General features: G+C 47.3%; 9 protein-coding genes. 4 read left to right on the top strand and 5 right to left on the bottom strand.

The annotated features are described in order from the left end of the window. Window positions 1–104 precede the first annotated feature (104 nt). A complete protein-coding gene (locus OLMES_RS11860) occupies window positions 105–1,919 on the top strand; it encodes an acyl-CoA dehydrogenase C-terminal domain-containing protein (protein ID WP_087461453.1) in 1,815 nt (604 codons plus the stop codon). On the opposite strand, the gene OLMES_RS11855 is transcribed toward OLMES_RS11860, so the two are convergent. From OLMES_RS11855 to OLMES_RS11835, 5 genes are all read right to left on the bottom strand, one after another. Next, complete coding sequence (locus OLMES_RS11855) at window positions 1,916–7,186, bottom strand: AAA family ATPase (RefSeq protein ID WP_087461452.1); 5,271 nt, start codon at window positions 7,184–7,186, stop codon at window positions 1,916–1,918. The two genes, OLMES_RS11860 and OLMES_RS11855, sit on opposite strands and share 4 nt — an antisense overlap. 104 nt (window positions 7,187–7,290) lie before the next feature. After that, window positions 7,291–7,707 (bottom strand): MerR family transcriptional regulator, encoded by a 417-nt coding sequence (locus OLMES_RS11850; protein ID WP_087461451.1) that lies wholly within the window; start codon window positions 7,705–7,707, stop codon window positions 7,291–7,293. 97 nt (window positions 7,708–7,804) lie between these two features. Then, the gene (locus OLMES_RS11845; RefSeq protein ID WP_087461450.1) at window positions 7,805–8,689 is read right to left on the bottom strand and encodes an alpha/beta fold hydrolase; all 885 of its coding nucleotides are present in this window, start codon (window positions 8,687–8,689) and stop codon (window positions 7,805–7,807) included. Window positions 8,690–8,911: 222 nt separating this feature from the next. Further along, the gene (locus OLMES_RS11840; protein ID WP_087461449.1) at window positions 8,912–9,238 is read right to left on the bottom strand and encodes a hypothetical protein; all 327 of its coding nucleotides are present in this window, start codon (window positions 9,236–9,238) and stop codon (window positions 8,912–8,914) included. Between the two features lie 376 nt (window positions 9,239–9,614). Next, a complete protein-coding gene (locus OLMES_RS11835; RefSeq protein ID WP_157678276.1) occupies window positions 9,615–9,941 on the bottom strand; it encodes a hypothetical protein in 327 nt (108 codons plus the stop codon). A 761-nt stretch (window positions 9,942–10,702) separates the two neighbouring features. Here OLMES_RS11835 and OLMES_RS11825 point away from each other — a divergent pair. From OLMES_RS11825 to OLMES_RS11815, 3 genes are all read left to right on the top strand, one after another. Continuing rightward, entirely contained in the window at window positions 10,703–13,906 is a 3,204-nt protein-coding gene (locus OLMES_RS11825) for a COG1361 family protein (protein WP_087461446.1), read from the top strand. 80 nt (window positions 13,907–13,986) lie between these two features. After that, the gene (locus tag OLMES_RS11820) at window positions 13,987–14,691 is read left to right on the top strand and encodes a hypothetical protein (RefSeq protein WP_087461445.1); all 705 of its coding nucleotides are present in this window, start codon (window positions 13,987–13,989) and stop codon (window positions 14,689–14,691) included. Window positions 14,692–14,912: 221 nt separating this feature from the next. Further along, window positions 14,913–15,323, top strand: a complete 411-nt coding sequence (locus OLMES_RS11815; protein ID WP_087461444.1) for a helix-turn-helix domain-containing protein — start codon at window positions 14,913–14,915, stop codon at window positions 15,321–15,323. Window positions 15,324–15,327: the final 4 nt, after the last annotated feature.

The raw sequence follows: 15,327 nt of genomic DNA, 5'->3' as shown, positions 1-15,327 counted from the left end.
GACAAGGTCGACGGGCCGCTCCCGGATACATTCCAGATTGGATATCAGGACTATCTTAACCTATTTTACTAATTCGATTCGAAAGTACCGTTAGAGGAAGCACTATGGCTGAGTACATCGCTCCATTGCAGGACATTCAATTTATCTTACATGACATTCTCAATGTTGAGCGACTGTATCAAACATTGGGCAAGAGCGACTTATCTCGTGATGTAATCGACTCGATTCTGGAAGAAGGCGGGAAATATGCTTCGGGTGTTGTTGCACCGCTTAACCGCAATGGCGATGAACAAGGCGCACAATTTCAGGATGGTCATGTTACCACTCCGGATGGTTTCGTTGATGCCTATCGGCAGTTCTGCGAAAACGGCTGGGCATCGATGACCGGGCCGGAGGAATACGATGGGCAAGGCCTGCCCTTGTCAGTCGCAGCACCATTCCACGAGATGTTGATGTCGGCGAATTTATCATTCAGAGTCTATTCAGGCCTGACAGAAGGCGCTGTACTGGCGTTAAAAATGCACGGCTCAGAAGCATTGAAAGGGCAATATCTCGCTCAGTTGGTTTCAGGCCATTGGGCAGGCACAATGTGTCTTACCGAACCGCAAGCCGGAACAGACCTGGCACTGCTAAAAACAAAGGCTCAACCTCAGGCTGACGGGAGTTTTACCCTGACCGGCACCAAAATATTCATCAGTGGTGGCGAGCAGGATATGAGTGAAAACATTATCCACCTCGTATTGGCCAGATTACCGGACGCGCCGCAAGGTGTAAGGGGGATCAGTCTGTTTTTGGTGCCCAAACTGCTGCCGGATGATCAGGGTAACCCCGGAGATGCCAATCAACTCAGTTGCGGTTCCATCGAACATAAAATGGGGATCAAAGGTGCAGCCACCTGTGTCATGAATTTCGATGGAGCCAAAGGCTGGTTGATAGGTGAAGCCAACAAAGGACTGGCCTGCATGTTCACCATGATGAACGACGCCCGATTCCAGGTGGGCCTGCAAGGTATTGGTATCGCCGAGATGGCCTATCAGGGTGGAATTGCTTACGCGAAAGAGCGATTGCAGTCACGCTCACTGTCCGGCCCGAAAAACCCTGACCTCCCTGCCGATCCGATATTGGTGCAGCCCGATGTGCGGCGCATGCTGCTAACCCAGAGGGCTCTGGTTGAAGGTAGCCGGATGCTGGCCTACGATCTTGCCTGTCAGATTGATATTGAGCATCTCGCCACCGACGAAGCGACCCGTCAACAAGCGGCTCAACGCGTCGCTTTACTCATTCCAATCATTAAAGCCTTCGGTACGGAAATGAGTATGGAGGTCACTAACCTCGGTGTCCAGATTTATGGTGGGCACGGGTATATACGAGAATGGGGAATGGAGCAGTTGGTGCGGGATGGCCGCATCACTCAACTCTATGAAGGCACAAACGGGATTCAGGCTCTGGATCTGGTTAGACGCAAACTAATTGCCGACAAAGGCGCAGCGCTAACCCACCTGATCTCAGAAATAAGAGCCTGGTGCCAGACCCATGGAAACCAGCCTGATTTGCAAGCAGTATCCGTTTTAAACAAGGGATTCCCCATGGTTGATGACAAAGCCCGGGAATGGCTGGAATTAAGTGAGCAAATTATCGCCCGAGCTGCTGATAACCCTGAAGTGATTGGTGCGGTTTGCCACGACTACCTGTACTACTCTTCTTATATTTTACTGGCTTATTATTGGTTGAAAATGGCGGTAACCGCCACAGAGAGACTCGCTGCACAACCCGAAAGCAGGGATTTCTATATCGCCAAACAGGACACTGCGGCATTCTACATCGAGCGGATTCTGCCAAGAACCCTGATGCACAGAGCCGTTATTCTGGCAGAGCCGGATACCCTCCTGAGTCTTTCAGAGCAGCAATTGGTGCGTTAATCCGAAGCGGTCAAAGCACTCACCGGCAACATAAAATAAAACGTAGCGCCTTCACCGGGCGCTGCCTTTGCCCAGATTGCACCATGATGTTTTTCTACAATCCGTTTTACCGTTGCCAGGCCTATGCCTGCGCCTTCAAAATCGGTGTTGCGATGAAGTCGTTGAAAACTATCAAATAGCTGCCCCGCGTGGGCCATATCAAAGCCACACCCCTGATCTCGAATGTAAAAAACACTAAATTTTTCGGGCACAGTTTCAGGAATACTACCCACACCTTCAGGCACAGGGGCTGCAGATTGTATACGACCGAACTCGATATGGATCTGTTGCTGTTTGCTTGAATACTTCCAAGCGTTATTGAGTAGATTCTGCAGCATAGAATGGAGCATGGCCTCATCAGCCCAAACAGAGCATTCAGGCTCAACCAGAAGGCTTGCCGTTAATTGTGGGAACTGCTCTTGCAACTCTTGGTTTAGTCCGGTCACCAGTGAACTCAGATCCACCCTATCGAAATGCGCTGATTTCCGTTGCACTCGGGACAAGGTCAGAAGGCCATCAATCAGGTGCCTCATTTTCAACGCGTTATAATTAATTCTACCGGTTATGCGACGCACTTCCGGCGTCAGATCAGCAGCGTTATCATTCAGAATCATATCGCTGAATTCCTGTATAACGTTCACGGGGCCTTTCAGGTCATGGGACACAGAATAACTGAATGCACTGAGTTCGTTATTGGCGACTTCAAGCTCGCCAACTGCGGTATGAAGCGCCTCTGTTCTTTGCTGGATTTTCGTTTCCAATTCCCGATTAAAAGACTGTACCTCCTCAAACAACATGGCATTATCGAACGCGATAGCGGCTTGTAACAGCAACAGCTTAATCACTTCCAACCGTTCTTTGGTAAATGCACCAGTACACAGATTACTCTCAAGGTACAGCACCCCGAGTGATTGTTGCTGATACATTACCGGCATGCAGAGTACAGAGCGCAAATCATTTTTGAGAAAATACGGCTCCCGGGAAAATTGGCTGGTGATCGAGAGATCTTCGATATGCACCATCTCATCGGTATGATGAACATATTGGATAACCGAGCCAGGAAGATTCCAATCCTCATAGGCTCCCCAAGGATCCACTTGAGTTTGCACTTTGCGCTCGGGCGCAACAACGGTCAGTAGCTTGATGCGGTTATTCCGCATCAATAGCAACGCACCAGAAGTTGCGCCAGAACACTCAATAATAATCTCTAAAACTTTCGCGGCTAACTGTTCGACCCGGATTTCACTGCTAATGGCTTGGACGGACTTCATTACTGATGCCATATCCAGGATCGACCCGGTGTTAGATATCGAGCTTTCTGTATCTGAGAAACTACTGCTTATCAGGGCCGTACTCTGCGTAAACAGATGCTTGTAACGTGACCGAAGAACCCCAAGGCGAACATTACACCCCCAAATCTGGTAAAGCTTGAATGCTTCCTGTAAATGCGCAACCCCGATAAATTCAAATCCCTGCGCTAACCAGTATTCACCTGCGCGCTCATTCGCCAACGCCTGAAACTGCAGAAATCCACCCCGCTTTGCCCCTTCAATAGCCTCTTTGAAAAGGCGGCCAGCTTCACCTCCTGCCCCACTTGGATAACGTGCTTGCTCGGCTTGCAAAAGAAAACATAAGTGTCGAAAATTTAGAGCATTTGTGTCTGCGAAGCGCGTTAACAAAGATAGGCAATACTCAACCTCCCGGTGAACCCAAGGTTCCGAGGGATTACCTTCTACCAATACTAAAAAAGCATAAAAAAAGAGATGATCCGTACCAAATGAACTGAGGGGGAAAAAAGGTTCACACTGATACAGTTTTTTTGCTATCTGGAAGGCTGCCGCCCAATCATCGGACCAAAACGCGAGTTGGCAGCGGAAATGTTCAAGATAATACCGGTGGAAGCTCTGGTTTACTTTAGCAAGAAAGGATGACTCGAAACACTGATCATCCAAGGCTCCGACATTTTGCGATTCTTTAAGCAATGCGGAGCTAAGTTTGCTTACTATTAAAGGAAATGGATGAAAGACCTTGTGCTGACTCAAAAACGACAAGACTTCAGATGACTCACTTTGAAGAACGGGCCAGATCTCACCCATTGAAATTTTCGCAAACAAAATATTGCATGCGTTCATTGCAGCTCGCGCTATGTCCCCCGAGTTCAATCCCGCTTGAATGCCTTTCATATGGAGCTCAATACAGCTCTTGTAAGAATCCTGAAAATGCCAAACACCTGCTGCTATCAAATTGTAGCAATTGGATAAATCTTTATGGTTGCTATAACTTTCCGCCAATAGTTTTGCCTGAGTTGCCAACGCTAAGGCGCTCCTCGGGTCTTTATTTTTTTTATAGAAAAGCATCCGACAGCACAGGATCATCGCAGTACTTTCTGACCGACCATACTCAACGGTAAGATTACACCCTTTTACTGCAATATACTGATCAAGTGGCGTGAGGCTTTTAATCGAGTAACACACAGCTAAATTAACCATTAAACGCATCCCTAACCGGATTTTCGGATCATGCATTTCTGGTAATTGCAGTACAGCGTTCGATAATATCCAGCCCTTTTCAGCCTGTATTGCCTCCTCGTGGCGTAATGCTGCTTCAAGACCCTCTGAGTCAGGTACCTCGATTCCGACAAACTCAAGCCCCTGGGTACAAAATTGAATGGCCCGATCCCATTCCCCACGCCCAATGAATTGTATAACCCGTTCCGCACATACTTCCGCACGGGATAAATCTGTTCTCAAATGCGGTGTTAACAACTGATAGATCTGCTCCGATTCACGGTGCAAACCAGTCAGGTAGAGCGATTCTGCATTTAATGAATAGAGTTGTTCGCAGGTATCCGGGTCTTTTTGCCAATGCCCCTGATCCAATAGCGCAATTCCAGCCTGGCTATATGTAGTGACGGAGTGCCACGCGCTCGCGGCATGGGCCAGCCTCGCTGCGCGGAGATTGAGTTGTGCAAGCAACTGCCGCTCGTATGTTGTTTCAATTAAATGGTGACAGTGATTGAGGTGTTCAACGACACTGAAACAATCGGTATCCGATAATCCCTTCTCTCCTGAATTCAGAATATTGTAGCCCACACGTAAATGAAGCTTGGATCTGTCCACCTCAGGAACCAGTTCATAAGCCGCTTGTTGCATTCGATCATGACCAAACCGGTAACGAAAATCTCCACCTTGCTGAATAAGCATTCCAGCAAAGAGAGCAGGTTCCAGGTGTAAAAGTATGTTTTCGGACTCCATTGTCGACGCATGCTCTAGTGCAGACAATGTAAACTGATTGCCCAACACTGAAGCCACTTGCAAGATTTTTTGCGTTCCGTCTGACAACTGACGCATGTTGCTGATTAATAATTCAATGACGTTTTCAGTACCACATTTTGCTTCGATATTAACAAGATCCCAATGCCAGCAGCCCATTTCAAAGTCTATGAGTTCTTCGCTGTACAACATCCGAAGAAATTCATTAATGTAAAAAGGGTTTCCAGATGTTTTGCGAACCAACATCTCAGCCAGTGGCTCAACCGATCGCTCATCCAGATGAAAAGTATCCTGACACAGCTCTACCACCTGTTTGCTCGTGAGTGAAGTCAGATGAATACGGTATAGATCTCCGGTTTCACTGAGGGCATTATGCAATTCAGCTAGCATATGAGTAACCGGATGAGACGAATCGATCTCACTATCCCTATACGCGATAATCACCAGTAATCGGGAATCCGGATCAGCAATCAGCATCGGCAATAATGAAAGTGTGCCGGAGTCCGCCCATTGTAAGTCATCCAGAAACAATACGATGGCTTGATCCTGGCTAGCCAATTTTATGAACTGTTTAAAAATATGATGAAAGCGGTTTTTCGTTTCTTCCGGCCCCAGCTGGCTGACTTCAGGCAGCTCCCCAAATAACCTGTAGAATTCTGGCATAAAGTCACATAACACTCGTGCATTTTTGCCAAGGGCACTTATTAATGCAGTCCGAACTAAAGACAGCTGAACGTCTGAGCGACTAAAAACCCACTGGAACCAGGGTATCAATGCGTTTTGAAGGCCAAAATAGGGAATATTCTTGCGTAATTTTTCAAACTTCCCGGCACAAAACAGACCGTTGTATTCCGTAACCGGCTTATGTATTTCATGCACCAATGCCGATTTTCCAATGCCTGCACTGCCAGACACAGTTAATAGTACCGGGGTTCGCCCGGAAGCCTTCAGAAAACAACGCAGCAGTGTGTGAATCTCATCCTCCCGGCCATAAATTTTTTGAGGTATTAGCAATAGGCCGGATTTATCGAACGCACCAGGATTAAAATCCTGCAATTCCTGATGTGCCAGAAAAGCGCTTTCCACCCTTTCCAAATCAGCTTTGAGGCCCTGAGCACTTTGATAGCGATCTTCGGCGGATTTTGCCAGCAATTTGTCAATTACCCGTGCCAGTGCTTCGGGAATATCAGGCCTCGTTTCCCTGACGGACGGCGGGCGTTCCGCCAGATGGGCATAGACTAACCCGAGAGCATCATCTGCCTGAAATGGTGGTTTCCCGGTCAACAGGTGAAAAAAGGTCGCGCCCAGAGAATAAAAATCACAGCGATAGTCGAGTAGCCGGTTCATGCGCCCAGTCTGTTCTGGCGAGAGGTAGTGCAATCGTCCCTCTAACCTGTCAGGTGGGTTCAGTGCTGGCTGCTCTCTTGACAAGCAACTGGACATATCGAAATCAAAAATTTGAACACGTCCCGAAAAGGGATCGAATGCGATATTGGCAGGATGGAGGTCTTTATGTATGACGTGCTTCTGGTGGATTTCACTTAGCGCGCCCACCAATTGCATGGCAATCGAAAAAAAGGTCTTTATTGACAAGTATTGACAGTTTTGGCGTTGGAGATAGGCCAACAGCTCAGAGCCACCGAAATCGTCAAGGATCATAACCGGATAGGGAAAAGAAGATCCCGGCGCGACCCACTGCAACGGCTTGATAATGCAGGCGTGATCAAATTTTTGTAAAACATCAAAACCAAACTGAAAGCGTGCAAGACGCTCTAACGAGGGGTGAGGCGCTATCAGCGCCTTGAGAATAACCCTTTTTTGATCCGTTAATCGCCAGCCTCGACAAACAATAGTTACACTGTTAACCGAGAGTGTTTCTTCAATTTCATATCCAGCAACCTTGATCAACAAACTGCCATCCTCAGCAATGGGGTCACGTACACAGGCTGTGTGCACAACAATGCCGTAAGTATAGCAATCTCTGAAACGTTTAGATTATCTGGTCAGAACAGTTAAATTGTTTCGACAAGGGCGTACCCCGATTTCATGAACTGACAAACTTAATCTTCTTTGGTAACCAGTCCATATTCAGTCAATAACCGTTTGGCATTGTCTGCACAATCCACATCAGCAGGTTTCGCCTCGATTTCATGGAGTACTTCCCGTAACTGGACAAGATTACTATCAAGTCTCGCCCGTAGCGCTTCAACATCGTGAATTTTCTGGCGAATTGCGGTGACAATAGATGTATGATCCCATTGGGTCAAATCAGCAGGTAACAGAGCACTCAATTCTTCCAGGCTAAAACCGGCGTCCTGTGCACGCACGATCATACTCAATATAACTGCAGCTTCAGGCGGATAACTTCGGTAACCATTTGACTGACGCTTCACGGCCTTTAAAAGACCGATACTTTCATAGAACCTTATTTTTGAAGGTGCTAAACCCGTTAGTTCAGCCAATTCACCAATTTTCATAATTGAGTCCTCTTCGATAACTTCTTGAGTTCAATGCGCGTAACGGTAACCGGAAAAAATCGAAGTCGTCCCTAACAGGTTAGTCCGAAAACCCGATTCACGAAACAGTACGAATCAACGACAATATCGCGCGCTGTATTTCAGGCCAGTATTGTGCAGGCAGTGTGTGCCCCATCCCTTCTATTGTTACCAGGCTTGAACTTTCAATCGCGCGGGAAGTGGCAACCCCATGTTCGTATGGAATTAACGGGTCAAGCGTGCCATGCACCACCAGTGTTGGCGTCGTTATCCCCGCCAACCTTGATGTTCGATCACCATCGGTGATAATTGCAGCGAAATGTCTTACAAATCCGGCCGCATTCAAACCCCGATCAAAAGCTTCGCCAGCCAGTTCTGCGTATCTGTCTTCTTCAAACTCAGCAACGGGACCGGACAACACTCGCCAGATTGATTTCGTAACCCTTATGTAGTCCTCCCGCGTTGCAGGAATCGATTGTGTTAACGTTGCCATGGCTTCGGGTTTCGCCTGTGGCAACGTAAAATCCCCAGTAGATGACATGATTGAGGTTAGTGAATTAACCCGGTCAGGATAAGTAAACGCGATGGTCTGCGCAATCATTCCGCCCATCGACATCCCGACCAAATGTGCTCGCCCCACTCCCAGGTGATCAAGTAAGCCCAATGCATCAACAGCCATATCCTGTAAACTGTATGGGGCTTCGGGCTTGCCCCCAAGTGTCACGGACATTAATAATTTGGTTAAATCCGGTACAGGCTGATCTTTCAGGTAAGAGGACTTACCTACATCACGGTTATCGTACCGAATAACGAAATAGCCATTGTCGGCCAACTGTTGGCAAAACTCGGTATGCCAGTAAATCATTTGGGTCCCCAATCCCATAATCAACAGGATGGCGGGATCAGACGGGGAGCCAAAGGTTTCATAGTGGATTTCAAGTGAATTAACAGCAGCGGCAGGCATTTGGGTACTCCAGATCAATGTGGCCAGATTGAGGTCTCACAAACTCAAAGTCGGATACACCTCACTTTACAACAGAGCGCACAGATACAGCAACTGATCCGATTGTCAGACAAATTAAAATAGCAAGTACTGCTTTTTATTCAGTTAAAAAGTACGGACACTGGAAAGCCCAATCAGTGTCCGAGCCTGAAAAACCTCTATCCGTTAATACCTGTCGCAGAACTATAATTTAACGGGCAACGCGTCAGTGTAGTTCGACAAAATACTGATAATCGTCATTTTATTGAAACCATGAAATTCGTCCTCTTTGCTCCCCAGATAGACAGAATAAAGTGGCTGCCCGGATTCATGCTCGTCCACGCAAATCTTTGCAATTATTTTGTCGGCCCGTATAACTTCACAAAAAATACATTCTTTTGAAGCCTTATCGAGTTCACATTTTAAATCAGTATGGACGCTCTCAATATCGCTCGCTAATGCACTGAGTAAGGGAACTTCATATTCCAATTCCCAGGACTCGCCCCAATTCAGGATTGAGCACGTTTTCATACCACATTCCCTGTTTTTCAATATACCCGGTTGTAACGTCACCCATAATCGCTGGAAGTGAATCAAAAAGTCATTGAATCAGCACATCTGCGCGGGTTACGTCTGTCTTGTGTGGTGATATCCTAAGTTTAAAGTGCACTTTAATGTCAAGTTTTTTACCATGCACGTGAAGATCCGTCAGTTCATGCGAAGCAATGTTTACGGGTCGCATACAATCAACACTGGGGAAGTATAAAGATTGGGGCAGGCGGTCTAGATAGTTCGAGACCAAACGATGTGATTCAAGGTCAAATACATTAGACAACACCATGTGCTCGCTCAGGAGGCTATGCCGACCTGATCGAACCAAGGGTGCTAGTGGGCAAACAGATCAACGCTAGGGAGTTTGCGGTAAAGCGTCTGTATAATTCGCCAGGATGCTGATGATCGCGGCTTTATTAAAGCCATGAAATTCATCTTCTCTACTCCCAAGGTAAACAGAATAAAGCGGCTGTCCGGATTCATGTTTGGCAACACACACTTTAGAAATTTTCTTGCCTGCTCGAAAAACTTCACAAAATACACAGCCACGTGAGGCTGTATCGGGTTTGCATTTCAAGTCTGAATAGGCTTTCTCAATATCGTTAGCTAATGCGTTAAGCAAGGGAACTTCATATTCCAATTCCCAGGATTCTTCCCAATTCGGGATTGTCCAAGTTTTCATATAAATTTGGCGCCTCAAACACCGGCCAGGCAACATCCGCCCAAGCCCTGAACTCATGACTAATCATATTATTGTTGTTAATTACAGTGTCTGCGAACGCTATCCAATTTGGCTTTATAATAATTATTCCGTTCATTTTTTCTCTGAAAGTGTGAACTATTACACGAACGGAACAAAATTCCAATAACTAGTCGCGCAGATAGAGAAATCAATCTTACAGTTCAGAGGCCAATCCGTTATTTGAAACCGTGAATAACAGGGCCATTTCTACAAAGCCTACCTCGATATTAAAACGCTTATCCCTATATTTTTCTGTATCTTAGGGTCAGCTCCGCGCAGCAGAATTGTTATTTCGAATTTGATAAATATTAAATTTTTACTGCAATCCGGAAACCATATGAACACCCCGTAATAACAAGGAAAAATGGGCAGGCTCCGCACCGGATACAAATTTTATTCAAAAAACTGTAACAAAAAATATGAGGGGGCATCAGGATATTTGCCGCTAGATAACGATAATAAGAGCGTTCTTTTTTTAACCATCCTAACGCTCAAGAATAATCAAAACCGATACACTCAAATTCATGCTTTTTTAATTCAAAAGGAGGTGTCTCCACCCTTAACCCTGCACCAACCCGCCCCGATTTAATTCTGAGGCAACAGACTAACGATTCAATATTGACATGCTTCACACAGTGATGGAAAAAATCCACTGCACAATTAACTCATCAGAAGTCAACAAGATCTAAAGGACAAGGCAAATGTTTAGGAGAGCGCTGTATTTTCTGGTTATCAGTAGTTGTTGTACCCCCCTATCCGCTGCACCCTATGTCATGGCTGCAAGCGAGTCACTCACTCTAAATAGCAGCATTGACGCTGTTTATGGCAACACCGGAAACGAAACGGTGTTGATTACCCAATCCTCAACGGTCGACCTTGATGGTAATATCGAACGTTTGGAGTTACCCAATGCCCACAGTAATTATCAATTTGAAATCAGTGGCACGGTAATACGTGTCCGGGATAGCAGTAACGGTGTGATTGCGTTCCGGGGCTTGAATGGGCCGGTCACCATTGCCTTTGCTGACGGCTCTGCGAACTTAACGCTCACCGCCCTTGATCAAGCCACCATCGCGGGCGTCACACTCCCCGTCGGAAGTGCTTCAACGTTGAGTTTATCCGTAAATGAGCAGGATAAATCATCCACAGCCTCATCGCCACAAACATTTGAACGCGGTTTCCATGCAGATGTGATCGCCGACAAACAATACCTTAACTCCGGGGATCGGGTGCGCTTTACGATCACAGTTGGAAACTCGGAAATTGCCCAGATAGAAAACGTTGAAGTGCAGCTCACGGTTCCTGAAGCGCTCACCGCATTCAGTATTTACTATGATGTGCAGCCCAACGTCTCTTCAGGCTGTAATACTGCAGGCAGTAACCTGACCTGCCAGGCAACTGAGGTACCAAAATGGAATCTCGGTACGCTCGCTTCAGGCGAAACCCGCACCCTCACGGTAGACGTGAGCACTAATACCGGAGAGCTGGACGGCACTCAGATTACACTGCCCTTTACGATTTCCGCTGACGAAAAAGATGCAATGGAGCTCTCCGAGACGATCTGGGTAGAATCCGATGCCGATATCGACCTGACCCTCTCCCCTTCCACCGATCCGGTAAAAGCGGGCGACACGTTTACCTACACAGTATCCATGGGCAAAGTAGCGACCCAGCTAAACAATTCCACTATGACGCTGACTCTACCAGATGGACTGACTGTGATCTCTGCGAGTGATGGTGGTGTTAATACCAATGGAACCGTGACTTGGGAAATCGGTAATGTTAGCGAACTGGAGCACCGGGTCAGAATGGTTACAGTCCAGGCTGATTCGGGTTTATATGATGGTCATTTGCAAACCAGTGTGGCCAAACTGCAATACGATGGCGGCCTGAGTGTTGATGCTCAAACCTCAAATACCGTTACGATTGTTGAAGACGCACTGCCTATCAAAGTTGATATCACGCAACAGTCCACATCGGTTGCAGCAGAAGGTGACGTTAACTATGTGTTCACTGTGAGCAATACTGGCGTTTCACCGGTCAACGACGTTGATGTCAGGTTGATTCTACCCCCGGAAGTGGACGCCATGAGCATCTACTACGACGTTGCTCCCAATGTCAGCTCCGGCTGTAATTCTCTGGGCAGTAATCTCACTTGTCAGGCCATGGAAGAAGTTTTCTGGGATTTGGGAACACTCGCTGCAGGCGAAAGTCGCGCCATCAATGCCCGTGTTGTGATGGATACCGGACTCATTAACGGTGACCTGATTGCGTTGCCAGTTCAAGTCACCGCAGAGGGATTGAATGACCGAATCGATTTGCTGACAACATCTGTCGTCAATAATGACCCGACGATCGATTTGGCCATGTCCACCACGGTCGACCCGGTCATTCCCGGTGAAACCTTCAGTTACTGGATTGATGTGAGCAATGCTTCTACCTCGGCGCTCAGCAACGCAACTGTTACCGCCACCTTGCCAGAAGGGGTTACTTTCGTCTCAGCCAGTGATGGTGGTATCCAAAACGATAGTCAAACCGTGGCCTGGGTCCTACCCAGTCTGAGCGTGTTCGACGCTCGTCGTCGCGAGATTGTGGTCACAGCAAATAATGCGCTTGTGGCGGGTGACATTCTGAACAGCAGTGTTCAGGTTGAGCATGATGGCGGACATGAAATCGACCAGGTCAGTGAATATGCGATTACCGTCGTCGAGGAGACCCTGCCCGTAAACCTCAAAATTGACCGACTTTCAGCCACAACAACCGCTGAGGGTACGCTCGATTATACCTTTACGGTTGGCAATGACAGCCTGTTTCCGTTGGACAACGTTTCATTGAGATTACACTTGCCTTCGGAAATCTCAACCATGAGCATTTATTACGATGTTCAACCAAATGTCAGTTCCGGTTGCAACTCCAAAGGCAGTAATCTGACTTGTCAGGCGTTTGAGGAAGTTTATTGGAATTTAGGCACATTGGCTGCCGGAGAAACGAGTACCATCACGGCACGAATGTTTATCAATACGGGATTAATTTCCGGGGATCTCATCAAATTACCCGTGCAACTGACCGCAGATGGGTTAAACGATGATATTCAATTACTGAATGTCTCAAAAATCAACAATGACCCCACTGTAGATTTATCTCTGGCGAGCTCAACTGACCCGGTTGTTCCGGGACAAAACTACAGCTACTGGATTGATTTCAGCAACAGTACAACCGGAGTTTTGTCGAACGTTGTGGTCACTGCACAGTTACCCGACAATGTCACAATACAGAGTATCAGCGACAGTGGCGTACAAGGCGCTGACAACCAGGTTTCCTGGTCGCTGGCCGAACTACAGGTTTTACAATCAGAGCGTTATGAAGTCACTGTATCGGCCAACACGGGACTCGAAGCTGGAGACCTGCTCAGCAGCGCTGTCGAGATCAGTCACGAGAGTGGATCCGAAATCGACCAGACAGCTGAGCAAACCTTAACCGTTTCTGAATCAGCGTTACCACTGGCAATTACCATCGGAACCGATTCGAGCACCGTTGAATCGGACGGTAGTGTGACTTACACCTTCACTGTGAGCAACACCAGTTTGTTCCCGGTAAACAGCACTCAACTCAGACTGCATCTGCCTGCCGAAGTCGACACATTCAGTATTTATGACGACGTTGATCCGAATGTTTCTTCCGGATGTAACTCTCAAGGCAGCAATCTGACGTGTCAGGCATACGAAGAAGTCTTCTGGGATCTGGACACCCTGGCAGCCCGTGAAAGCAGCACAGTAACCGCAACAATCAAGATGAAATCCGGATTGATTACAGGTGACCTGATTCCATTGTCTGTACAACTGAGTGCAGATGATCTCGAAGATATCATCAGTCTGATACACACGATTGCAATCCAGAACAACTAATCGATTTTTCCACAAGGGGCAATGGTGATTGCTGAAAAAGCACACCATTGCCAGAAAACAGCTTAACGAAGGGATTTACCATGGCAAAGCTAATTTTGACAAGTGCTGACGCGGGGCGACAATTTGTCCTTAACTCGAGCCCGATTTGGGACGTTACCGGAACCAACGATCAGGATGATATCGAGATTATGGCGGGCACCAACGCGAATCTGAACCTGTTGGGGGGCAATGATATTATTCGCGTCTCTGGCAACTACAGTGACTACACGACTGAAGTTAACGGTACAACGGTTACGTTTACAGGCAACACGGGTAATAAAATCGAGATTCCGGCATCCACTACAGCCAACACGATTATTTTCGGCGACGGTGAAACCCGGGATCTGGTGATTAACGTAAGCGCCGGTGCGATTTTCCTGGGGGACGATAACCTCAGCACAGGCGGCGGAAACAATAATGGGACAACCACTGTAAACATCAACGGCGCAGGGACAACCACTGCTACAGCTGATGAAGAAGTTTTTGTATTTGCTTCGGATACTTACGCTCACACAATCACAGGTTTTGCAGCGGATGATGTGCTTAACTTTCCCGAAAACACGGTGCCGGTCACCCTTGATAACGAAGATGCCGGAGATGGTATGATTAACCTGTCCGCGATTTCAGGGAACAACATCATCAACGTAACCTTAACCGGCATCAGTACTGCTAATGATGAAGCAATTTCCGGAGAAGCCTCATTTGAGGCCGTATTTGGTTCTGGCGCAATTAGTTATACCGCGTAGCGGTTACCCCGACTGACCTAACGGTCACAGAAAACGGCGATAGTACATAAATAGTACAATAGTGCAACACACAAACCAACAGAACCTGTTTGTGGTTCTGTTGGTTTGTTCCCTGACGAAATGTCCTCTTGATTAAACGGTGATACCAGTTCCGTATAACTTAAAGTAAACTTGAAGTCATACGCTATTTGTTGTGAGCTATCGATAGGTATCGAATAAATATGGACATCGGAGAAGTATCAAAACGCACCAATCTACCCGCCTCCACTTTGCGATATTACGAGGAAAAAGGCCTTATCGCGTCAAATGGTCGCAATGGCTTGAAAAGGACTTACAAATCCAGCGTCATACAGAAGCTGGCACTCATCACACTCGGACGCAATGCGGGTCTCTCGCTGGATGAAATCAAAGACATGCTATTGCCCGATGGATTAAAAATTGACCGCGCGGTACTGCTCAACAAGGCCGATGAGCTGGACAGCCGGATCGCAGCACTCACAGCCATGCGTGACGGACTTCGACATGCAGCTGCATGCCAGGCACCGCAACACCTTGAGTGCCCGAAATTCCTGAGAATTCTGAATATCGCGGGAAGAAGGTGGGGCAGACCTTCACGGCGGCGAAAGCCCTGACCCC

The organism is Oleiphilus messinensis, assembly GCF_002162375.1.
In the GTDB taxonomy this organism is placed as follows: Bacteria; Pseudomonadota; Gammaproteobacteria; order Pseudomonadales; family Oleiphilaceae; genus Oleiphilus; species Oleiphilus messinensis.
The sequence above is the reverse complement of the archived record's forward strand: the minus strand, read 5'-3'. Positions and strand labels throughout refer to the sequence as shown.